Annotated in this window: 25 protein-coding genes, 4 tRNA genes, 2 rRNA genes and 1 other RNA gene; 22 read left to right on the top strand and 10 right to left on the bottom strand. The window is 24.3% G+C overall.

Translation table 11 applies throughout. The features are described from left to right. The 7 genes from GJT97_RS01720 (at position 1) to crp (ending at position 4,327) form a co-directional block, all read left to right on the top strand. Positions 1-2,930, top strand: a 23S ribosomal RNA gene (locus GJT97_RS01720). 53 nt (positions 2,931-2,983) lie between these two features. Then, positions 2,984-3,099 (top strand): 5S ribosomal RNA (rrf, locus tag GJT97_RS01715). Between the two features lie 65 nt (positions 3,100-3,164). After that, positions 3,165-3,237, top strand: a tRNA-Thr gene (locus GJT97_RS01710). 50 nt (positions 3,238-3,287) lie between these two features. Beyond that, positions 3,288-3,369 (top strand) — tRNA-Tyr (locus tag GJT97_RS01705). 42 nt (positions 3,370-3,411) lie between these two features. Beyond that, positions 3,412-3,482 (top strand) — tRNA-Gly (locus tag GJT97_RS01700). 52 nt (positions 3,483-3,534) lie between these two features. Beyond that, positions 3,535-3,607, top strand: a tRNA-Thr gene (locus GJT97_RS01695). Between the two features lie 90 nt (positions 3,608-3,697). Next, a complete protein-coding gene (crp, locus tag GJT97_RS01690) occupies positions 3,698-4,327 on the top strand; it encodes a cAMP-activated global transcriptional regulator CRP (RefSeq protein ID WP_169767767.1) in 630 nt (209 codons plus the stop codon). Positions 4,328-4,341: 14 nt separating this feature from the next. Here crp and trpS read toward each other — a convergent pair whose 3' ends face one another. The 10 genes from trpS to rpsF all read right to left on the bottom strand — a co-directional run bounded on the left by trpS (position 4,342) and on the right by rpsF (position 12,418). Continuing rightward, entirely contained in the window at positions 4,342-5,343 is a 1,002-nt protein-coding gene (gene trpS, locus GJT97_RS01685; RefSeq protein WP_169767766.1) for a tryptophan--tRNA ligase, read from the bottom strand. A gap of 32 nt (positions 5,344-5,375) precedes the next feature. After that, entirely contained in the window at positions 5,376-6,038 is a 663-nt protein-coding gene (gene rpe, locus GJT97_RS01680) for a ribulose-phosphate 3-epimerase (RefSeq protein WP_169767765.1), read from the bottom strand. Positions 6,039-6,083: 45 nt separating this feature from the next. Continuing rightward, positions 6,084-7,181, bottom strand: coding sequence for a 3-dehydroquinate synthase (gene aroB, locus GJT97_RS01675; protein WP_169767764.1), 1,098 nt, complete (start codon positions 7,179-7,181; stop codon positions 6,084-6,086). A 38-nt stretch (positions 7,182-7,219) separates the two neighbouring features. Continuing rightward, the gene (gene aroK / locus GJT97_RS01670) at positions 7,220-7,747 is read right to left on the bottom strand and encodes a shikimate kinase AroK (RefSeq protein ID WP_169767763.1); all 528 of its coding nucleotides are present in this window, start codon (positions 7,745-7,747) and stop codon (positions 7,220-7,222) included. A 234-nt stretch (positions 7,748-7,981) separates the two neighbouring features. After that, a complete protein-coding gene (gene htpG / locus GJT97_RS01665) occupies positions 7,982-9,865 on the bottom strand; it encodes a molecular chaperone HtpG (protein ID WP_246208919.1) in 1,884 nt (627 codons plus the stop codon). A 122-nt stretch (positions 9,866-9,987) separates the two neighbouring features. Then, the gene (gene dnaX, locus GJT97_RS01660; RefSeq protein ID WP_169767762.1) at positions 9,988-11,094 is read right to left on the bottom strand and encodes a DNA polymerase III subunit gamma/tau; all 1,107 of its coding nucleotides are present in this window, start codon (positions 11,092-11,094) and stop codon (positions 9,988-9,990) included. 30 nt (positions 11,095-11,124) lie between these two features. After that, an RNA gene (ffs, locus tag GJT97_RS01655) (signal recognition particle sRNA small type) lies at positions 11,125-11,220 on the bottom strand. A 49-nt stretch (positions 11,221-11,269) separates the two neighbouring features. Continuing rightward, positions 11,270-11,725, bottom strand: coding sequence for a 50S ribosomal protein L9 (gene rplI, locus GJT97_RS01650; RefSeq protein WP_169767761.1), 456 nt, complete (start codon positions 11,723-11,725; stop codon positions 11,270-11,272). A 48-nt stretch (positions 11,726-11,773) separates the two neighbouring features. After that, positions 11,774-12,001 carry a 30S ribosomal protein S18 gene (gene rpsR, locus GJT97_RS01645; RefSeq protein ID WP_169767760.1) on the bottom strand — a complete coding sequence of 76 codons (228 nt, stop codon included), beginning with the start codon at positions 11,999-12,001 and terminating at the stop codon, positions 11,774-11,776. Positions 12,002-12,052: 51 nt separating this feature from the next. Continuing rightward, complete coding sequence (gene rpsF / locus GJT97_RS01640; protein ID WP_169767759.1) at positions 12,053-12,418, bottom strand: 30S ribosomal protein S6; 366 nt, start codon at positions 12,416-12,418, stop codon at positions 12,053-12,055. A 123-nt stretch (positions 12,419-12,541) separates the two neighbouring features. Here rpsF and ung point away from each other — a divergent pair, with 123 nt between their 5' ends. The 15 genes from ung (at position 12,542) to rplJ (ending at position 23,954) form a co-directional block, all read left to right on the top strand. Then, the gene (ung, locus tag GJT97_RS01635) at positions 12,542-13,222 is read left to right on the top strand and encodes a uracil-DNA glycosylase (protein ID WP_169767758.1); all 681 of its coding nucleotides are present in this window, start codon (positions 12,542-12,544) and stop codon (positions 13,220-13,222) included. Between the two features lie 125 nt (positions 13,223-13,347). Then, positions 13,348-14,460: an aspartate-semialdehyde dehydrogenase gene (gene asd, locus GJT97_RS01630; RefSeq protein ID WP_169767757.1), complete on the top strand. Its 1,113-nt coding sequence runs from the start codon at positions 13,348-13,350 to the stop codon at positions 14,458-14,460. A 143-nt stretch (positions 14,461-14,603) separates the two neighbouring features. Then, complete coding sequence (gene fkpA / locus GJT97_RS01625) at positions 14,604-15,428, top strand: FKBP-type peptidyl-prolyl cis-trans isomerase (protein WP_169767756.1); 825 nt, start codon at positions 14,604-14,606, stop codon at positions 15,426-15,428. Positions 15,429-15,517: 89 nt separating this feature from the next. Continuing rightward, positions 15,518-15,919, top strand: coding sequence for a sulfurtransferase complex subunit TusD (tusD, locus tag GJT97_RS01620; protein WP_169767755.1), 402 nt, complete (start codon positions 15,518-15,520; stop codon positions 15,917-15,919). Continuing rightward, positions 15,919-16,284, top strand: coding sequence for a sulfurtransferase complex subunit TusC (gene tusC / locus GJT97_RS01615; RefSeq protein ID WP_169767754.1), 366 nt, complete (start codon positions 15,919-15,921; stop codon positions 16,282-16,284). The genes tusD and tusC overlap by 1 nt, the downstream gene beginning before the upstream one ends. A 22-nt stretch (positions 16,285-16,306) precedes the next feature. Next, on the top strand, positions 16,307-16,606 hold the full coding sequence (gene tusB, locus GJT97_RS01610; RefSeq protein ID WP_169767753.1) for a sulfurtransferase complex subunit TusB: 300 nt from the start codon (positions 16,307-16,309) through the stop codon (positions 16,604-16,606). A gap of 42 nt (positions 16,607-16,648) precedes the next feature. After that, positions 16,649-17,020 carry a 30S ribosomal protein S12 gene (gene rpsL / locus GJT97_RS01605; RefSeq protein ID WP_169767752.1) on the top strand — a complete coding sequence of 124 codons (372 nt, stop codon included), beginning with the start codon at positions 16,649-16,651 and terminating at the stop codon, positions 17,018-17,020. 63 nt (positions 17,021-17,083) lie between these two features. Continuing rightward, the gene (rpsG, locus tag GJT97_RS01600) at positions 17,084-17,554 is read left to right on the top strand and encodes a 30S ribosomal protein S7 (protein ID WP_169767751.1); all 471 of its coding nucleotides are present in this window, start codon (positions 17,084-17,086) and stop codon (positions 17,552-17,554) included. A gap of 153 nt (positions 17,555-17,707) precedes the next feature. Then, complete coding sequence (gene fusA / locus GJT97_RS01595; protein WP_169767750.1) at positions 17,708-19,819, top strand: elongation factor G; 2,112 nt, start codon at positions 17,708-17,710, stop codon at positions 19,817-19,819. 56 nt (positions 19,820-19,875) lie between these two features. After that, positions 19,876-21,060, top strand: a complete 1,185-nt coding sequence (gene tuf / locus GJT97_RS01590; protein ID WP_169767749.1) for an elongation factor Tu — start codon at positions 19,876-19,878, stop codon at positions 21,058-21,060. A gap of 146 nt (positions 21,061-21,206) precedes the next feature. Then, entirely contained in the window at positions 21,207-21,581 is a 375-nt protein-coding gene (secE, locus tag GJT97_RS01585; RefSeq protein ID WP_169767748.1) for a preprotein translocase subunit SecE, read from the top strand. A gap of 1 nt (position 21,582) precedes the next feature. Continuing rightward, on the top strand, positions 21,583-22,128 hold the full coding sequence (gene nusG, locus GJT97_RS01580; protein WP_169767747.1) for a transcription termination/antitermination protein NusG: 546 nt from the start codon (positions 21,583-21,585) through the stop codon (positions 22,126-22,128). A gap of 67 nt (positions 22,129-22,195) precedes the next feature. Then, positions 22,196-22,624, top strand: coding sequence for a 50S ribosomal protein L11 (rplK, locus tag GJT97_RS01575; protein WP_169767746.1), 429 nt, complete (start codon positions 22,196-22,198; stop codon positions 22,622-22,624). Positions 22,625-22,630: 6 nt separating this feature from the next. Further along, a complete protein-coding gene (gene rplA, locus GJT97_RS01570) occupies positions 22,631-23,332 on the top strand; it encodes a 50S ribosomal protein L1 (protein ID WP_169767745.1) in 702 nt (233 codons plus the stop codon). Positions 23,333-23,465: 133 nt separating this feature from the next. Next, entirely contained in the window at positions 23,466-23,954 is a 489-nt protein-coding gene (gene rplJ, locus GJT97_RS01565; protein WP_169767744.1) for a 50S ribosomal protein L10, read from the top strand. Positions 23,955-23,981 lie beyond the last annotated feature (27 nt).

Genomic DNA, 23,981 nt, shown 5'->3' with positions numbered 1-23,981 from the left:
TAAATAAGCGTATATGATGGATGCCTTGGCAGTCAGAGGCGATGAAGGACGTGTAAATCTGCGAAAAGCATCGATGAGCTGATATAAAGCGTTATTTAGTCGATGATATCCGAATGGGGAAACCTAATATATGTAACTATATATTATCGTAATTTGAATACATAGAATTACGAAGTAAACCAGGAGAACTGAAACATCTAAGTATCCTGAGGAAAAGAAATCAATAGAGATTTCCTTAGTAGTGGCGAGCGAACAGGAAAAAGCCCGAGATATATTTTACTTATCATATTAGTAGAAATAACTGGAAAGTTATACGACACAAGGTGATAGTCCTGTATATTAAAATATGATGATTATAATCTCAATGATTAGAACGAGACACGAGAAATCTTGTTTGAATATAGGGGGATCATCCTCTAAGGCTAAATACTACTGACTGACCGATAGTGAACTAGTACCGTGAGGGAAAGGTGAAAAGAACCCCGGTTAGGGGAGTGAAATAGAACCTGAAATCATATACGTACAAGCAGTAGGAGCATTTTTAAAAATGTGACTGCGTACCTTTTGTATAATGGGTCAGCGAGTTATATTTTGTAGCAAGGTTAACTGTATAAGGAAGCCGTAGGGAAACCGAGTCTTAAAAGGGCGTTTAGTTGCAAGATATAGACCCGAAACCCGGTGATCTAACTATGAGCAGGTTGAAGGTTTGGTAATTCTTACTGGAGGACCGAACCGACTAATGTTGAAAAATTAGCGGATGACTTGTGGTTAGGGGTGAAAGGCCAATCAAACCGGGAGATAGCTGGTTCTCCCCGAAAGCTATTTAGGTAGCGCCTCATGTAATTCATATTCGGGGGTAGAGCTCTGTTTCGGTTAGGGAATCTACCAGATTTACCAATCCGATGCAAACTACGAATACCGAATTTATGTTATCATGGGAGACACACAGCGGGTGCTAACGTCCGTTGTGAAGAGGGAAACAACCCAGATCGCTAGCTAAGGTCCCTAAGTTATAATTAAGTGGGAAACGAAGTGGGAAGGCATAAACAGCCAGGATGTTGGCTTAGAAGCAGCCATCATTTAAAGAAAGCGTAATAGCTCACTGGTCTAGTCGTTCTGCGCGGAAGATGTAACGGGGCTAAATTATACACCGAAGCTGCGACAATAAAAAAAGTATTATTTTATTGGGTAGGGGAGCGTTCTGTAAATCGTTGAAGATAAATTGTAAAATTTATTGGAGATATCAGAAGTGCGAATGCTGACATGAGTAACGATAAAATAGGTGAAAAACCTATTCGCCGAAAGACTAAGGTTTCCTATCCAACGGTAATCGAGGTAGGGTAAGTCGACCCCTAAGATGAGGCTGAAAAGCGTAGTCGATGGATAACAGGTTAATATTCCTGTACTCATTATTATTGTGAAGGGGGGACGAAGAAGGTTAAATTATCCAAGTGATGGTTGTCTTGGTTTAAACATGTAGATGGATTATCTAGGAAAATCCGGATAATTGTTAACATTGAGATGTGATGACGAGATACTTTATTGTATTGAAGTAATTAATACCATGCTTACAAGAAAATCCTCTAAACTTAAATAATATTGAATCGTACTTTAAACCGACACAGGTAGTCAGGTAGAGAATACTAAGGCGCTTGAGAGAACTCAGGTGAAGGAACTAGGCAAAATAGTGCCGTAACTTCGGGAGAAGGCACACTGAAAATAGGTGAGAAAATTTACTTTTTAAGCTGATATCAGTCTAAGATAACAGCTGACTGCAACTGTTTATTAAAAACACAGCACTGTGCAAACACGTAAGTGGACGTATACGGTGTGACGCCTGCCCGGTGCCGGAAGGTTAATTGATAGGGTTATTATTTTTATAAGAAGCTCTTGATCGAAGCCCCGGTAAACGGCGGCCGTAACTATAACGGTCCTAAGGTAGCGAAATTCCTTGTCGGGTAAGTTCCGACCTGCACGAATGGCGTAATGATGGTCAGACTGTCTCCACCTGAGACTCAGTGAAATTGAAATTGCTGTGAAGATGCAGTGTACCCGCGGCAAGACGGAAAGACCCCGTGAACCTTTACTATAACTTGATATTGAATAATAAATATTAATGTGTAGGATAGGTGGGAGATAATGAAATACTGACGCTAGTCAGTATGGAATCAACCTTGAAATACCACCCTTTAGTACTTATTATTCTAACCTAAATCCGTAATCCGGATTAGAGACAATGTCTGGTAGGTAGTTTGACTGGGGCGGTCTCCTCCTAAAGAGTAACGGAGGAGTACTAAGGTCAGCTAATCACGGTCGGAAATCGTGAGGTTAGTACAAAGGCATAAGCTGGCTTAACTGTAAGAATGACAATTCGAACAGATGCGAAAGCAGGTCTTAGTGATCCGGTGGTTCTGTATGATAAGGCCATCGCTCAACGAATAAAAGGTACTCCGGGGATAACAGGCTAATACCGCCCAAGAGTTCATATCGACGGCGGTGTTTGGCACCTCGATGTCGGCTCATCACATCCTGGGGCTGAAGTAGGTCCCAAGGGTATGGCTGTTCGCCATTTAAAGTGGTACGCGAGCTGGGTTTAGAACGTCGTGAGACAGTTCGGTCCCTATCTGCCGTGGGCGTTGGAAGATTGAAAGGATTTGCTCCTAGTACGAGAGGACCGGAGTGAACGTATCTATGGTGTTCGGGTTGTCATGCCAATGGCATTGCCCGGTAGCTAAATACGGAAAAGATAAGCGCTGAAAGCATATAAGTGCGAAACTTGCCTTAAGATTAGTCTTCCCATGATTTTTGTTAATTATTTACAAAAATCTCTTAAGGGACGTTAAAGACTATGACGTTGATAGGCTAGATGTGTAAGCATAGTAATATGTTAAGCTAACTAGTACTAATAAACACCCGTGAGTCTTAACCTTACAACACCAGAATCGTTTAGTTATTAAAATATTAAATAATATTTATAAAAAATCCTGGTATAAATAACATAATGGTACCACCTGAATCCATTCCGAACTCAGAAGTGAAATATTATAGTGCCGATGGTAGTGTGAGGTCTCCTCATGTGAGAGTAGGTAAATACCAGGATAAAGTTGAAATTTATTTAATTTTTAAAATTATTTTTTATAAAATATTTAGATAAATAAAAATATGCCGGCTTAGCTTAGATGGTAGAGCAACTGACTTGTAATCAGTAGGTCACCAGTTCGATTCCGGTAGCCGGCATTATGTATTTCGTTTATGTTTCTTTTTAGATTTTTTATAATAATAAAAAAGGTGGGATACCCAAGTGGTTAACGGGAGCAGACTGTAAATCTGTCGTCATAGACTTCGAAGGTTCGAATCCTTCTCCCACCAAAATATTTTTATAAAAAATATAATATTATAGTTTAATGTATGGCAGACATAGTATAATGGTATTACTTTAGCCTTCCAAGCTAAAAATACGGGTTCGATTCCCGTTGTCTGCTTAATAGGTAGATCTATAAATAAAAATATAAATAATATTTATATTATATTTTAGCTGATATAGCTTATTAGGTAGAGCACATTCTTGGTAAGAATGAAGGTCTCAGTTCAATTCTGGGTATCAGCATATATAAATATTTACATGTAATATTTTTAAACAAAATAAAAATTTTTTATTAATTTTATAAAATACAAGATAGTAGAAGGATAATTACTAATGTTTCTTAAGTTACAAAAAGATTCTACTTTAGAATGGTTTCTTTCTTATTGTAATATTAATAAATACCCTGCTAAAATGATTTTGATAAAACAAGGAGATATTTCTAAAAATTTATATTATATATTAAAAGGAAGTATAGTTGTTTCTATTAAAAATAGAAATGGTAAAGAAATAATACTGCATTATTTAAATGCGGGTAGTTTTATAGGTGAAAATAGAATTTTTAATAATTCTTATAAAGAAATTACCTTAATTAAATTAAGAACAGAATGTGAGTTAGCAGAAATTTCACATAAAAATTTTTTTAATTTGATCAAAATTAATCGTGATATTATCATGAGAATTACTTCGCAAATTATAAATAAATTACAAATTACATTTAAAAAAATTAGTAATTTAGCTTTTTTAGATGTTACTCATCGAATTTCTAAAGAATTATTAAATTTAGCTAAATCCCCAGATGCGATTACCCATCCAGATGGAATGCAAATAAAAATAACTAGACAAGAAATAAGTAAAATAGTAGGTTGTTCAAGAGAAACTGTAGGACGTACACTCAAAATTTTAAAAAATCGTAATTTAATTTATGCTCATGGCAAGACAATTGTTGTATATGGAACAAGATGATTTATTTTATTTTATTACATATTTAACCCAATAATATTATATACTTTTTTTAAAGTAATTTTAGCGTATTTTTCTGCTTTTTGTGCTCCATTAAGCATAATTTTTCTTAAAAGAATTTCATTTTTTCTGTAAAAAAAAAACTTTTTTCTTAATTTATTTAAAAATAAACATAAATTATTAATGACAAATTCTTTTAAATCATAATAATTTTTATTTTGAAAATTATATTCTAATTCTTTTATAGAAATTTGAGTTATATTAGATAATATAATAAGTAAATTAGAAATTCCTGGTTTATTTTTTAAATCGAATTTTATATTTGGGGGGTTATCAGAATCTGTAATCGCATGTTTAATTTTTTTTCTAATTGTAAAATCATTATCAAATAATGTAATTATATTATTTTTATTATTATCAGATTTAGACATTTTTTTAAAAGGAGATAATAATGACATTATACATGAACCATAGTTTTCATGTAATTTTTTTTTAGGAATTGTAAATATTTTTTTCTTATAAATATTATTAAATCGACGTGCAATATCTTTAACTAGTTCAATATGTTGAACTTGATCCTTTCCTACTGGAACTTTATATGTTTGATATAACAATATATCTGCTGCCATTAATATGGGGTAACTAAATAATCCGACATTAATATTTTGATTTAAATAAATTTTTTCTTTAAATTGTGTCATGCGTTTTATTACACCAAAATTAGCAAAACAATTTAAGATCCAATTTAATTGAGTATGTTGAGAAACATGAGATTGTATAAAAATAATACTTTTTTTTGGATCAATACCAGATGCTAAACATATAGATAAAACATCTAATATATTATTATTTAAAATATTTTTTTTTTGATAAATAGTTAAAGCATGTAAATCAGCTATACAATAAATACAAAAATATTTTTTTTGTAATTTTTCCCATTGACTTAATGCCCCAATATAATTTCCAATAGTTAATAAACCAGTTGGTTGAATCCCACTAAATATTATTTTTTTTTTCATAATTATATAAAATGTATTTTAAATTTTTAAAACTAAGTATTTAATTTTAATTTAATATTTTGAATATTCTCATAATATGAAAATGAATTTTTAAATATAGCTGAACCTATCACAAGAATATCTGCGCCAGCAAATGCAATTTTTTTTATATTATTAATATTAATACCTCCATCTACTTCTAATAAAATATTTTTTCTTTTAATAATTTTCTTAATTTTAATAATTTTATCATAAATATGATTTAAAAATTTTTGTCCTTCAAAACCAGGATTAACAGACATAATTAAAATTATGTCTAATTTATCAAATAAATAATCTAAATAAAACAAAGAAGTTGCAGGATTTAAAGCTAAACCAGCTTTACATCCATAATTCTTTATTAAAGAAATACTTTTATCTAAATGATAAGAACTTTCAGGATGTAAAGTGATAATATCAGCACCTGATTTTGCAAATTTAATGATTAAATCATCTACTGGTTTTGTCATCAAATGTACGTCTATTATACATTTAATTCCATAATCTCTTAAAGATTTTAAAACTAAAGGTCCAATAGTTAAATTAGGTACATAATGATTATCCATAACATCAAAATGTATGATATCAACTCCTGCCTTAAGCACATCTTTAATTTCTCTTCCTAAATACGCAAAATTAGCAGATAAAATAGATGCAGCAATCAAAATATTTTTCATTTTATAAAAAAAATTATAAATAAAACTGTATTATATACTAATAATTTATAATAATAAATTTTTATTATTATTAATAGCATTAATAACAATTTTTTCAGAAATATTCTTATATATAAGAACTTTACCAATTTTAACTGGTAAAATAATATTAATCTGTTTCTTTTTAATTTTTTTATCTCTATAAATATGTTTTAAAAATTTATATGTATGCATATTTGGTGGTGATTTAATAGGTAATTTACATTGTTTTAATAAATTAATAATTCTTATTATATCTAAATTATTCAATAAGTTTAATTCTTTAGATGTTAAAGCAGCAATAACAATACCGACTGATACAGCTTCACCATGTAACCATTTACCATATCCTAATTCGGATTCTATAGCATGTGCGTATGTATGACCTAAATTTAATAACGCTCTTTGATCATTCTCATATTCATCAATATGAATAATTTTTGCTTTTAATTTACAACATTTATTAATACAATAAAATATTTTATCTTTATTTAAATTAAATAAATCGTTTATATTATTTTCTAACCAAGAAAAAAATTTTTTATCAAAAATAATACTATATTTTATCACTTCAGCTATTCCAGCTGAAAATTCTCTTTGAGATAAAGTATATAAACAACTTAAATTAATTATTACAATGTTAGGTTGGTAAAAACTACCAATCATATTTTTTCCTAAATCATGGTTTACGGCTGTTTTCCCTCCAATAGAAGAATCTACTTGTGATAATAAAGTAGTAGGTATTTGTATATATTTTACACCTCTTTGATAAATAGATGCAGCAAAACCAGTAATATCACCTATAACTCCTCCTCCTAAAGCAACAAGAGTTGTATCTCTATTATGTAAATTTTTAAGTAATGTTGTAAAAATCATATTAACAGTAATTAATGTTTTATATTTTTCACCATCAGGAAGAATAATATGATTAATTTTAAGACCTATATTATTAAATTGATTAAATATTTTTTTAAAATATAAAGAAAAAACTTTTTGATTAGTAACAATCATAATACTATCCCCTTTCTTAAGAAAGGGATAAAATATTTTTTTATCAAATAAATTAAAATTTATAATAATAGGATAATTATTTCTTTTTGTTGAAACTAAAATAGTTTTTTCCATATATAATATTATCTTTTTTATTTAAAAAACTAATATAATTAATTTTTTTCTAATAAATTAATAAGTTGATTAGCAACAACTTTAGCACTTTGTTCGTCTGTTTTAATTATAAAATCAGCTATTTCATTATATAAATAATTTCTTTTTTTAGCTAAATCTTTCAAAATTTCTTTAGCTAATTTATTTTGTTTATTTTTTAATAAAGGACGTTTTTTATCTCTTTTAGTACGACTTAACTGTTTTTCTATAGTAGTTTCAAGATACACGACAATCCCTCTAGAAGAAAGAATTTTTCGAGTTTCTTTAGATTGTATAGAACCTCCGCCTGTAGCTAATATAATCCCTTGTTTTTTAGTAATTTCATCAATAATTTTTTTTTCACGTTTTCTAAAACCTTCTTCTCCTTCTACATCAAATACCCAATTTATATCTGCACCTGTACGATGTTCAATTTCTTGATCTGAATCAAAAAAATCCATTTTTAATAAATTTGCTAAATGACGACCAATTGTACTTTTTCCTGCTCCCATAGGTCCTATTAAAAATATATTTCTTTTTTTTGTCATTTTTTTATTAATAATTTATTATAATTGTGGATAAAATTCTTATTTTATTTAAAATAAGACATATACTTTTACATAGAATTTTTTTATATTCTAAATATTTTAATTAAATCATAAAAGTATTTTTTAAAATAGTAAATAGTTTATTTTAATAAAATAATATTTAAAATATTAAAACATCTTTCTAAAAAAAAGATAAGATAATTATTTCTTATAATTATCTTATCTATATCATATTTAAATTTGAGATAAAAATTTATTTATACGATTAATAAATTTATTTGGATTTTCTAAAGTACCTTTTTCCGCTAAAATAGCTTCATCTAGTAATAGATTAATAAATTCAAAAAAATATTTTTCGTCTTTAATTATTAATATTTTTTTAATTAAAATATGATTTGGATTTAATTCAAAATTATATTTTATTTCTGGTGTTTCTTGTCCTGCAGCTGCAAATAATTTTGCCATTTGTGTACTCATTTCATTTAAATCAGTAGTAACAATAGCAGGAGTATTAATTAATTTATTTGTTAATTTAACTTTTTTAATTTTATTACCTAATAAATTTTGTATTTTTTGTAAAAAAGGTTTAAATTTTTCTTTTATTTCATCTTTTATAAGATTATCTTTATCCTTAATAAATTCATCTAATGAATTATCTTGTTTACTAATAGATTGAAATGTTTTTCCTCCAAATTCATTAATATAACTCATCATCCATTCATCAATATGATCTATTAATAATAATACTTCTATTCCTTTTCGGTAAAAAAATTCTAAATGAGGACTACTTTGAGCTGAAAGATAATTATCTGATGTTAAAAAATATATTTTTTTTTGTCCTTTTATCATTCTTTTCGAATAATCATCTAAAGATACATTCTGTTCAGAATTATTATTAAATGTTGAAGCAAAACGTAATAATTTAATAATTATATTTTTGTTTTTTATATCTTCTGCTGGACCTTCTTTAAAAATTAAACCATATTTTTTCCAAAAATCATTATATTTTTTTACTTCTTTAGTAAGTTTCATTAACATATTAAGAACTTTTTTTGTTAATGTAATTTTCATATTATGAATAATACTATTTTTTTGTAAAATTTCTCTTGAAATATTTAAAGGTAAATCATTAGAATCTACTAAACCTCTTATAAAACGTAAATATTTAGGTAATAATTGTTCGGCATCTTCCATAATAAAAACTCTTTGTACATATAATTTTAATCCATTTTTATAATCACGATTACGAATATCCCACGGGATATTAAAAGGAATATATAATAAACTGATATATTCTTGTTTACCTTCTACATGATTATGGCTCCAAATAATTGGTTCAGTACTGTCATATGTTAATTGTTTATAAAACTCTTTATATTCATTTTCACTTATATTTGATTTATTACGTAACCAAAGAGCTTGTGCTTTATTAACTTGTTCCCAATAATATTTTTTTTTCTTTTCATCATACATTTCTATTTCTATAGGTAAAGAAATATGTTCTGAATATTTATTTATTATTGTTTTTATACGCCATACATCTAAAAATTCATCATATTTTGGACGTATATGCAATATAATTTCAGTCCCTCTAAATTCTTTATTAATATTAGCTATATGATAATTTCCTTCTCCGTTAGATTCCCAAAAAACACCTTCATCTAAAGCTTTACCGGCAGCTCTAGTTTTTACTAAAACTTTATCCGATACTATAAAAGCAGAATAAAATCCTACACCAAATTGACCTATTAATTGTGTATTTAATTCTGTTTTATTATTTGAAGATAAATTTAAAGATTTTATAAAATCTTTAGTACCAGATTTAGCAATTGTACCTAAATTTTCAATAACTTCTTCACGAGTCATCCCAATACCATTATCATTAATGGTAATTAATCTTTTTTCTTTATTTATAGAAATTTGTACTTTTAATATTGTATTATTTTCATATAAATCTGGTTTTGACAAAACTTGAAATTTTAATTTATCAACTGCATCAGAAGCATTAGATATTAATTCTCTTAAAAAAATTTCTTTATTTGAATAAAGTGAATGAATCATTAAATGTAATAATTGTTTTACTTCAGATTGAAAATTTAGCGTTTCTTTTTTTTTCATAATTATATTACTCTTTTTATATAAACATTATGATAAATATATATATTTATATTTTATAAAATACAATAATAAAAAATAATTTTTATATATATTAGATAATTAGTACATAAAATTTTTTATATTTAATTTTTATTTTTAAAATAAATTATTATTTCTAATATAATCATTTCAAATCCTATTTTAGGATTTGGAGATAAGTATAAATTTTTTTTCCCTATATTTAAAAGATTATATAAAAATTTTAATTCAATTTCCGAAAATGTATTTAATATTTTTTTATAAAATGAAATTTCATTTTTTGTAAAATTAAAATTTATTAAAAAATTACTAAAATTTTTATCTAAAATTTGAATTTTTAAAATATGATGTATTAGTATCATTATTTCGGTTATAATATTATCCCAATTAACATTAAATGTAGATATTTTATTAATTAAATTAAAAATTATATTATATTTTTGTGTTTTAAAATTTTTTATTAATGAAAATAAATATTTTTTTTTTATTAATCCTAACATCGAATTAATATTTTTTATGGTTAATTCTCCCATAGATATTAATTGATCTGTTAAATTTAAAGCATCACGCATGCTACCATATGCAGCAAAAGATAAAATTTTTAAAGCTTTTTCATCATATTTTAAATTTTCTTTATTTAAAATATTTTTAATCTGATTAAAAATCATATTTTCATCTATTAATTTTAAATGAAATTGAATACATCTAGATAATATTGTAGATGGTATTTTTTGTAATTCTGTTGTCGCAAATATAAATTTTATATATTTTGGAGGTTCTTCTATTATTTTTAATAATGCATTAAAGCTATGTTTAGATAGCATATGAAATTCATCAAAAATATAAATTTTATATCTTCCTTTTACAGGAGGATAATAAATTATTTCTAATATTTCTCTGATATCTTCTACTTTAGTTTTAGAGGCAGAATCTAATTCAATTAGATCTAAAAAAGAATTTTTTTTTATAGATATACAATTTTCACAACATCCACATGGATTAGATGTTATTCCTTCTAAACAACTTAAACCCATAGCAAATATTCTTGCTATTGTTGTTTTTCCTACTCCTCTACTACCAGATAGTATCCAGGCAGGATGAATTTTTTTAATAAATAAACTATGTTTTATAGCTTGTATCACGTGATCTTGACCAATAACGTCATCAAATGTATAAGGACGCCATTTAAATGCTAAAATATGAGAATTCATTTTTTGATTTTTATAAAAATTAAATAATAAAACATGACTATTTTTTTACACATACTATATTTACTACAGCTGCTTCTTTCCAGACCTGACTGGATTCGTAAAAATAATATTGTTTTAAATAGTCATGCTTATACAAATTATACATAATTTTATTAATTAGTCAATATTTTATTAATTATTTATCATTTACTATACTAATTTGTTTTTTAACTAAAATTTTTTCATGAAATTGAAAAATTACAGTATATTTTCCAATATATTTGAAACCTCCTTTAGGTAAATTAATTTCTTTTTTTAAAATATTAAACCCAATTTTTTCAAATTCTTTTAAAATATCATTTTTACCTATTGAACCAAATAATTTTCCATTCTTACCTGCTTTAGCAGTAATTTGTATTTTATTTTTTATTAAATTAAATTCTTTTAATCGTGATTTTGCTTTATTTAAAATATCTAATAATTTAGATTTTTTTTCTAAAATTTTTTGTTTTAACAAAATAATATTATTTTTTGTAGCAATAATTACTTTATTTTTTGGTATTAAAAAATTACGTGCATATCCAGGTTTGACATTTACAACTTGAGATTTTTCTCCTATATCAGGAATAGAAACTAACAAAATTACTTTCATTATTTATACTCTTTATAAAAAAATTTTTATTAAAAATAATCATATAAACTATTTATGATGATCAGTATAAGATATTAAAGATAAATACCTTGCTAATTTTATAGCTTTAGTTAATTGACGTTGATATTTTGCCTTAGTACCAGTAATCCTACTAGGAACAATTTTACCACTTTCAGTAATAAAATTTTTTAAAATATGAATATCTTTATAATCAATTTCTTTAATACCTTCTGCAGTAAAACGACAAAATTTACGACGACGAAAATAACGTATCATTATATAGCTCCAAATACTTATAAAACAAATTATATTTTTTTAAAAAATTTATTATATTCTTTTAATTATATCATTACGTTTTACTAGATATTCATCTTTAGATTTCAAAATAAAAGATGGATTTTTTCTTTCTGTTTTTGTTTTAATAATAAGAAATCTTATAATATTTTCATTAATTCTTAAATTATTTTCAATTTCTTTTATTATATTATTTTTTTTTAAAACAATGTTTATTAAAACATAATGTGCTTTATGTAATTTTGATATAGGATATGCCAATTGTCTTCTTCCCCAATCTTCTAATCTTGAAATATAACCATTATTTTTATAAATAATTTTTTTATAATATTCTGTAATATTATTTACTTGATCACTTTGATTAGGATTTATCATTAATACTATTTCATAGTATTTCATTTTTTTTCCTTATGGTTAAAATTTTTAATGTAAATTAAAAACAAGGATAAAATTTTATTTTTATATTAACATAATATAATATTTTTTAATAATTTATATTTATTAATAATAATTTAATATTTTATGAAAAATAAAAATCTTATATGGAAAAAATTTTTTCAAAAAGAAACAAAAAAAAAATATTTTATAAAATTAATACAAAGAATTTATAAAGATATTAATAATAACAAAATTATTTACCCTAAAAAAAAATATATTTTTAACATTTTTAAAAAAATTAATTTTAATAATTTAAAAGTAGTTATTTTAGGTCAGGATCCATATCCTGGTCTAAATCAAGCTAATGGTTTTGCATTTTCAGTTATGCCTAATATTAAAATACCTCCTACACTAAAAAATATTTATAAAGCAATAAAATTCGATATGCCTAATTTCATGATTCCTAATCATGGATATTTAATAAATTGGGTTAATGAAGGAGTAATGTTATTAAATTCTATTTTAACAGTAGAAAAAGGAAAACCACAATCTCATTCTAATATTGGTTGGGAAATTTTTACAAATAACGTAATAAAAATAATTAATTTATATTATGAAAACATTGTTTTTTTATTATGGGGAATGTATGCAAAAAAAAAAAATGTTTTGATAACATCAAAACATTTAATATTAACTACATCACATCCTTCACCTTTATCATTTTATAAGGGATTTTATTTTTGTAAACATTTTTCTAAAACAAATAAATATTTAATTCTAAACAAAAAAAAACCGATTAACTGGAATATAAAATTAATAAAATAATATATACATTATATTACAATATATTTCTAAATATAGAATTAATTTATAATAAATTTTTAAAATTAGTAATTAAAATATTTTTTATATAAAATACATAAAATAAAAATAATTTATAAGGGAAAATAATGAAAAATGTAGGATTTATTGGTTGGAGAGGAATGGTAGGTTCTGTTCTTATAAAAAGAATGATAAAAAAAAAAGATTTTAGTAATATTAATGCTATTTTTTTTTCTACTTCACAATATGGTAAACTTATACCTCATTTTTATATAAAAAATAAATTTTTAAAATTAGAAAATGCTTATAGTTTTGAAAAATTATTTGAATTAGATATAATTTTAACATGTCAAGGAAGTGAATATACAAATAAAATTTATTTTCAATTACGTAAAATAGGTTGGAAAGGATATTGGATAGATGCAGCTTCTAATTTAAGAACTTTAAATGAATCTGTTATTGTTTTAGATCCTATTAATTTACAACATATAAAAAAAAAACTAGATTCAGGTATAAAAACATTTGTTGGAGGTAATTGTACTGTTAGTTTAATGTTAATGGCTTTAGGTGGTTTATTTAAAAATAATTTAATTGATTGGATTTCTGTTTCTACTTATCAAGCTGCATCCGGTGCTGGTTCAAAATTTATGAAAGAACTTATATTACAAATGGAATATATATACCAAAAAATATCTTCTTTAATCAATGATTCTTCAATAAATATTTTAGATATAGAACAAGAAATTTCAGAACAAATGTATTCTTTTAACTTACCTAAACAATATTTTAAAGTTCCTTTAATTAATAGTTTAATTCCCTGGATAGACAAAAAAATAAAAAATACTGATCAAACAAAAGAAGAATGGAAAGGACAGTTTGAAACTAATAAAATTTTAAATACAAATAAAATTATTCCAATTGATAGTATTTGTGTAAGAATACCTACTTTACGTTCACATAGTCAATCATTTACAATTAAATTAAATAAAAATTTATCAGTAAATAATATCAAAAGTATTATTAATGAAAATAATAGTTGGGTTAAAATTATATCAAATAATTTTGATGAAACTATCAAATTTCTTACACCTTCTTTTGTTAGTGGAAAATTAGACATTAATGTAGGAAGAATAAAAAAATTAAATATAGACAAAAATTGTTTTTCTATTTTTTCCGTAGGAGATCAATTATTATGGGGCGCTTCAGAACCATTAAGAAGAATGTTAAAATTATTAATTTAATTTTTTTTAAAAAAAATTAACTTGTTTTTTTTTATTAAAAGTAATATTTTATATAAAATAAGATAAATAAATTATCTTATTTTATATATAAAATTTTAATGTGTTAAAAATTATTAATATTGTTAAAAAATTTTGGAGAAAAAATGAAATTTTTTACTAAAAAAAAATCAATGTTTATTATATTAATTTTAAGTATTTGTTTAAATATATTTAATGCAAATGCATCTACATTAAAAAATGTATCATGGTGGAAAAATAAAGAAAAAACCGAAAAAATTACAAAAAAAAAATATAATATAGAAAATAAAAAACAAAAAAAATTTTTTAAAAACGATAACGATAAAATTGCATATTCTTTAGGAATAACAATAGGAAAATACTTAACACGTACATTCCAAATACAAAAAAAATTAAAAATAGTATTAAATAGGAAATTTATTCTTCAAGGTGTATCTGATGCACTTGATAAAAAATATAAACTTTCTAATAATGAAATTGATAGAGTACTTCAGTTATATGACGCCAATGTAAAAGCTTTTAGTCCTGATGAAATTCAAGAAGAAATTAAAAATAATGGTAATATAGGTAAAAAATATATTCAAAAAATCTTAAAAGAAAAAGGTTTTAAAAAAACAAATACTGGATTAGTGTATAAAATACATAAAATTGGTAGTGGTAAAAAAATTACTAATAATAATCAAATAATTGTTATAAAATATACAGGAAAATTAATCGATGGTACTGAATTTGATAGTACTGAAAAAAATAAACCTTTATCTATATGTTTAAAACAAGTAATATCAGGTTGGAAAGAAGGTTTAAAATATATCAAAAAAGGTGGTAAAATAACATTAATTATTCCTCCAAAATTAGCTTATGGTTTAGAAATTATTTCTAGTATACCAGCAAATTCAACTTTAAGATTTGAAATTGAACTTTTAGACATAAAAAATTCAGTATCTAGTTAAAAAACTATAACATAATAAATTAAAATAATTTTTATTTATAAAAATTATATATAAATATAAAAAAATATTTTAGGATTTTCGTTTTTAATATGATCTTTGTAATATTTATAACAACAGCTCCATATAACACACAGAATTCTTATTCTGCATATTCATTTATTAAAGCAGTAATAGAAGAGAAACAAATAGTAAAAGATATATTTTTTTACAGTGATGGTGTTTCTAACTCTAATAAAAATATTTATTTTAGTGAAAATGAATTTAATTTAATTAATCATTGGAAAAAATTAAATATAAAATATCATATAAATTTATATTTATGCATTACCTCTGCACAAAAAAGAGGTTTAATAACAAAAAATAACTATTATAAAAATAGTTTATTAAATCATAAAAAAAAATATGATATTATTGATGATACATTTAAAATAACTACTTTAAGTACATTTACAAGATCTATATTAACTTGTGATCGTTTAGTCCAATTTTAATGAATAAAATAGCATTTATATTTACAAAATCTCCATATGGTAATTTTATCGGTAAAGAGGGACTCGATATAATTCTTTCTATATCCTCATTCACTGAGGATATAGCTTTATTTTTTATAGGAGATGGAATTTTACAAATATATTATAAACAAAATACAAAAAATTTTTTATTAAATAATTATAATATTAGTTTTAATATTTTAAAACTTTGTAATATTAATAATTATTATATTTGTTCAAAATCTATAAAAAATTTAGGAATGGAAAATAATAAAAAAAATCATTGGATTTTGCCTATTAAAATTATAAATCCTTTAATATGGAAAAAAAAAATTGATAATTATGATATAATTATCAACTTCTAATTTAATAAATATATTATTCTATATGTTATATACCTTATTCAGTTCTCCAACATCTTGTAATTTTTCTTTATTATTAAATATTTTAAATAAAAATGATGATCTACTCCTTATCCAGGATGGAGTATTAGCTGGATTAAAAAATAGTTTATATATTAAAAAAATTATTAAAATCAAACAAAAAATGAAACTATTAATTTTTGCTATAAATAATGATATATTAGCTAGAGGTTTAAATTCAGATATTTCAGATAAAATTATACGAATAGATTACAAAAAATTTGTTTATTTAATAATAAAACATCAAAAACAAATAGTATGGTAATTTTAAATCTTAATAAATTAAATTATTTTAGGTTAGGAAAATATGGCAACAATTAATCAATTAGTTCGTAAAAATAGATCTCGTAAAATTATTAAAACTAATGTCCCAGCTTTAAATTTTTGTCCACAAAAAAGAGGAGTTTGTACAAAAGTTTATACAACAACTCCTAAAAAACCTAATTCTGCTTTAAGAAAAGTATGTAGAGTAAGATTAACAAATGGTTTCGAAGTAACTTCTTATATTTCAGGTGAAGGACATAATTTACAAGAACATTCTGTAATTTTAATTAGAGGAGGAAGAGTAAAAGATCTTCCTGGAGTTAGATATCATACTATTAGAGGTACTTTAGATTGTATTGGCGTTAAAGATCGTAAAAAAGGAAGATCAAAATATGGTGTTAAAAAACCTAAATAATATGAATAAATATTTTTTACAAATTAATCATATTAAATTTTCTAAATTATTGGAGTAAATATTATGCCTCGTAGACGTATAGTTAGTCAACGAAAAATATCACCAGATCCTCAATTTGAGTCAGATTTATTAGCTAAATTTATTAATATAATTATGGTAAATGGTAAAAAATCTATTGCAGAATTTATTGTTTATTCAGCTTTAAATAAAGTTACAAAAAAAATAGGTAAAAAAGAAATAGATATTTTTTTAAATGCATTAGAAAATATTAAACCTGTAGTAGAAGTAAAATCAAGAAGAGTAGGTGGTTCAACTTATCAAGTACCAGTAGAAATAAGACCTACTAGAAGAAATACTTTAGCTATACGCTGGTTAGTTAATTCTGCAAGAAAAAGACAAGAAAAATCTATGATTCTAAAATTAACTAATGAAATACTAGATGCTTTAGAAAATAAAGGAAATGCTGTTAAAAAAAAAGAAGAAATACACAAAATGGCTGAAGCTAATAAAGCATTTGCTCATTATCGTTGGTAAAAAAAATAATTATAAAAATTTAAATATTTTTAATTAAAATAAAAATGAATCAATTAATCAATAATATATGTTGTGACTAAATCAATATTTTTTATTAAAAATCATATTTAATATTATTTAATAATTTTTATCTATAAGATAGAGGAATAATATATGAGTCGTATAACTCCTATAAAACGATATCGTAATATTGGTATTAGCGCACATATTGATGCCGGTAAAACTACTACAACTGAAAGAATTTTATTTTATACTGGAGTAAATCATAAAATAGGGGAAGTACATGATGGTGCAGCTACAATGGATTGGATGGAGCAAGAACAAGAAAGAGGTATTACTATTACTTCTGCAGCTACAACAGCATTTTGGTCAGGAATGTTTAATCAATATAAATCACATAGAATAAATATTATTGATACTCCAGGACATGTAGATTTTACAATTGAAGTAGAACGTTCCATGAGAGTATTAGATGGTGTAGTTATGATTTATTGTGCTGTAGGTGGGGTGCAACCCCAATCAGAAACAGTATGGCGACAAGCTAATAAATATAAAGTACCTAGAATTGCTTTTATAAATAAAATGGACAGAATGGGCGCAAATTTTGTAAAAGTTATAAAACAAATACAAAATAATTTATTAACAGAAGCAATACCGTTACAATTACCTATTGGATCTGAAGAACGATTTACTGGCGTAATTGATTTAATACAGATGAAAGCATTAAATTGGAGTGAAAAAAATCAAGGAATTAATTGTAATTATATTAATATACCTAAAAATATGGAAAAAGAAGTTCAAATATGGCATCAAAAATTAATAGAAACAGCAGTAGAATCTGATGAAATATTATTAGAAAAATATTTAAATGGTAATAAAATATCTATAAAAGAAATAAAATTTGCTTTAAGGAAAAGAGTTTTAAATAATGAAATTACTTTAATTACATGTGGATCAGCTTTTAAAAATAAAGGAGTACAAGCATTATTAGATGCGATAATTGATTATTTACCATCTCCTAGAGATATTCCTCCCATTCAAGGAATATCTAATAATAAAAGTATATCAATACGTAATACTGATGATAATGAATTATTTTCAGCATTAGCTTTTAAAATAGCTAATGATCCTTTTGTTGGGAACTTAACTTTTTTTAGAGTATATTCTGGAACGGTTAGTAGTGGAGAAATTATATATAATTCGATAAAAAAACAAAAAGAACGTATTGGTCGAATAGTTCAAATGCATGCTAATAAAAGAGAAGAAATTAAAAAAGTTTATGCAGGAGATATAGCTGCTGCTATTGGATTAAAAAATGTAACAACAGGAGATACATTATGTGATATTAATAAATGTATTATTCTTGAAACAATGGATTTCCCTGAACCTGTTATTTCTATTGCTATAGAACCTAAAACTAAAATAGATCAAGAAAAAATGGGTTTAGCTTTAAATCGTCTTGTTAAAGAAGATCCTTCTTTAAAAACTTGGACTGATAAAGAAACTAATCAAACTATTATAGCAGGAATGGGTGAATTACATTTAGAAATAATTGTAGATAGAATGAAAAGAGAATTCAATATATCTGCTAAAATTGGGAAACCTCAAGTTTCTTATCGTGAGACTATACAAAATAGTATTACTAATGTAGAGGGTAAATATATAAAACAAACAGGTGGAAGAGGACAATATGGTCATGTTGTAATAGATCTTTCCCCATTAAAAACTCCAAAAAATAATACAGGTTATTTATTTACTAATGATATAAAAGGTGGTGTAATACCTAATGAATATATATCGGCTATAGATAAAAGTATTCAAGAACAACTAAAATCAGGTCCTATGGCAAATTATCCTGTAGTAAATATTGCTGTTAGACTTCATTATGGATCTTATCATGATGTAGATTCTTCTGAATTAGCTTTTAAATTAGCTGCAGCTATTGCATTTAAAAATGCTTTTAAAAAAGCTAATCCTATTTTACTTGAACCTATAATGAAGGTAGAAATTGAAACACCTGAAGAATATATGGGAGATGTTATTGGGGATTTAAATCGTAGAAGAGGAATTATAGAAGGTATGGATAATATCCCTACTGGAAAAACCATTAGGGCTTGTGTGCCATTATCCGAAATGTTTGGTTATGCTACTGATTTACGTTCTTATAGTCAAGGAAGAGCATCTTATACCATGGAATTTTTAAAATATACTGAAGCACCTAATAGTATTACAAAAGTAATTATTGAATCTAGATCTAAATTATAAGAATTAATTAAATAATAACTATATATTTTTAAAATTTATTAGAAGGATATTATCTTGTGTCTAAAGAAAAATTTAAACGTTCTAAACCTCATATTAATGTAGGTACTATAGGACATGTTGATCACGGGAAAACAACATTAACAGCAGCTATAACAACTGTTTTATCAAAAAAATATGGTGGTTCTGCAAAAGCTTTTGACCAAATTGATAATGCACCAGAAGAAAAAGCAAGAGGTATAACTATAAATACATCTCATGTTGAATATGATACAAAATATCGTCATTATGCTCATGTTGATTGTCCAGGACATGCAGATTATGTAAAAAACATGATTACAGGAGCTGCTCAAATGGATGGAGCAATATTAGTAGTTGCAGCAACAGATGGACCTATGCCACAAACAAGAGAACATATTTTATTAGCTAGACAAGTAGGAGTCCCTTATATTATAGTATTTCTTAATAAATGTGATTTAGTTAATGATGAAGAATTGTTAGAATTAGTAGAAATGGAAGTACGTGATTTATTAACACATTATAATTTTCCTGGAGATACAACTCCTATTATTCAAGGATCTGCTTTAAAAGCATTAGAAGGAGATAAAGTATGGGAAAAAAAAATTATTGAATTATCTAATGAATTAGATAATTATATACCAAATCCTATAAGAAAAATTGATAAACCTTTCTTATTGCCGATAGAAGACGTTTTTTCTATTTCAGGACGAGGTACTGTAGTAACTGGAAGAGTAGAAAGAGGTATTATAAAAGTAGGAGAAGAAGTAGAAATTATAGGTATTAGAAATACTATTAAATCTATTTGTACTGGAGTAGAAATGTTTCGTAAATTACTAGATGAGGGACGTGCTGGTGAAAATGTAGGCATTTTACTCCGAGGTATTAAAAGAGAAGATATAGAAAGAGGTCAAGTTTTAGCAAAACCAGGATCAATTACACCACATACAAAATTTGAAGCAGAAGTTTATATCTTATCAAAAGATGAAGGTGGAAGACATACAGCCTTTTTTAAAGGATATCGTCCTCAATTCTATTTTAGAACTACAGATGTTACAGGCACTATAGAATTACCATCTAATATTGAAATGGTAATGCCTGGAGATAACATCAATATGATTGTAACATTAATTCATCCTATAGCTATGTCTAATGGTTTACGTTTTGCTATTCGTGAAGGAGGACGTACTGTAGGAGCAGGTGTAGTTACAAAAGTATTAAAATAGATATATTATAAAAGAAGATAAGGGAAAATTATATATTCCCTTTGATTCTTTTTTTATTCTGATTTTAAATATTAAATAAATTATTAGTAAAATATATCTATATAATTTATATATATTCTATATAAGTATTTTTTGGTTAATATATAATGAATATTATAAAATTTAAAAAAAATATAACGGTTTTTATTAAATGGATTATCAGTATAATTTTGTTAACTATTATTATAGTATGTAATACTATTTATCAAAAAATGAATTTATTTATTCGTTTAATTTTATCTTTTTTTATATTAACTTTAATGATTTTTATTATTTTATCTACAAATAAAGGTAAAAATTTATTATCTTTTATATATAATGCACGCATAGAAACTTATAAAGTTATATGGCCTTCTTATAAAGAAACTTGGCATACAGCTTTAATTATAACTATTATTGTTATAATAATGTCATGTTTACTTTATATATTAGATAATTTTTTAATCTATGTAATATCATATTTAACTGGAACGAGGTCATAAAATGGATAAATCTTTAAAAAAAAAATGGTATGTTATTCAAGCTCGTTCTGGTTTTGAACAACGTGTAGTTAAATCATTAAAAGAATATATTAAAATTCATAATATGAAATATTTATTTGGTAAAATTTTAGTACCTACTGAAGCTATAATTGAAATACGTAGAGGACAAAAATATAGAAGTGATCGTAAGTTCTTTCCGGGATATATATTAATACATATGATAATGAAAGAATTAAGTTGGTATTTAGTACGTAGTGTACCAAAAGTTTTAGGTTTTATCGGTGGAACATCTGATAATCCGTCTCCTATAAGTGATAAAGAAGTAAATATTATTATTGAACGTCTACAAAAAATTGGTGATAAACCTAGACCAAAAACAATATTTGAACCAGGAGAAATGATTAGAGTTAAAGATGGTCCTTTTTCTGATTTTAATGGCATAGTAGAAGAAGTAGATTATGAAAAAAATAGATTAAAAGTTTCAGTATCAATTTTTGGTAGATCTACTCCTGTAGATCTAGATTTTAGACAAGTAGAAAAAGGATAAAATAATTTTAAAAAATTATATGTTCTAGATATTTTTTATTATAATTATTAATTAATAGAGATTTTTTATGATTAAAAAAATTAAAACTTATGTAAAATTACAAGTTCCAGCTGGTAATGCTAATCCTAGTCCTCCTATAGGTCCGGCATTAGGACAACATGGTATAAATATTATGAACTTTTGTAAAAATTTTAATTTAAAAACTAATAATTTAGAAAAAGGAATGCCTATACCAGTAATTATTACAATTTATGTTGATAAAACTTTTACATTTATAACTAAAACTCCTCCAGTATCTGCATTAATAAAAAAATTTTTAGGGATAAAAAAAGGAGCTAATAAACCGAAAAAAGATAAAATTGGAACAATTACACATGACCAAATTCGTGAAATTGCAAAAATAAAATATATTGACATGAATGGGACTAATATTGAATCTATGATGTCTTCTATAAAAGGGACTGCTATATCAATGGGTTTAATTATTCAGGATTAAAATATTATGATAAAATTAACAAAAAGAATGAAATTAATTCATGAAAATATAAACATTAAAAAACAATTTTCTATTATAAAAGCTATTAATAATCTTAAAACTTTAAGTAAAGTTAAATTTATTGAAAGTATTGATATTGCTATTGTTTTAGGTATAAATCCTAAAAAAACTGAACAAAATATTAGAGGAAGTGTATCCTTACCCTATGGTACTGGAAAAAATATTAAAATAGCAGTTTTTGCCGATGGTAAAGAAGCAATACAAGCTAAAAAACTAGGAGTGAAATTAGTTGGGATGGATGATCTATCAAAAAAAATTATTAATGGTGAAAAAAATTTTGATATAGTTATCTCTACTCCAGAAGCTATGGATTTAGTAATTAAATTAGGACCTATTTTAGGACCTAAAGGATTAATGCCTAATCCTAAATTAGGTACAATCACAAATAATATAGATAAAACAATTAAAAAGATACGTGACGGACAAATTAATTTTCGTAATGATAAAAATGGAATTATTCATACTACTATTGGTAAAATTAATTTTGAAAGTAAAAAAATTAAAGAAAATTTAAAAAGTTTATTGAAAATTTTAAAAAAATATAAACCAGTACAATTAAAAAATAACTTTTTTAAAAAAATATATATATCTTCTACTATGGGTTTATCTTTAGATATTACTAAAGATTGTATTAATTTAATTAATTAATATTTTTCTTTACAATAAAAAATAAATATATTATAGTCATAATTTTTAATAAAAAATTAAAATTTTAATCGTTTTATATTATAAATTATAATAATTCTTGTTTTATAAAATTTAGGAGTGCAATAATCTTATAATGTCATTAAATATTAAAAAAAAAAAAATGATTGTTGCAAAAATGAGTAAAATAAATAAACGTGCTTTATCAGTTGTTATTGCTAATTTTTGTGGTGTTAATAATAATAATTTAAATAAATTAAGAAAAAAAAGTAAAAATAAAAATGTTACTATAAATATTATAAGAAATAAATTATTAAAATTAATTATCAAAGGTAGTAGTTTTGAATGTTTAGATTCTTTAATACATGGTCCTATATTAGTAGCTTATTCGTTTAAACATCCTGGTTCTGCGGCTCGTTTACTAAAAAAATTTAGTAAATTAGATAATAATTTAATAATTAAAGCAGCATCATTTAATAATAAAATAATAAATAGTGAAAATATTGATTTTTTAGCTGAATTACCTACATATAAAGAAGCTATTATACGTTTTTTACTAATTATAAAAGATATTTCTATAGGTAGATTTTATAGAATCTTAATTGCGATTAAAAATATAAAATAAATTAATTTATTTATATACAAAATTCTT

The organism is Enterobacteriaceae endosymbiont of Donacia proxima (assembly GCF_012569285.1).
GTDB lineage: Bacteria > Pseudomonadota > Gammaproteobacteria > Enterobacterales > Enterobacteriaceae.
This window is presented reverse-complemented; position numbering and strand designations above follow the sequence as displayed.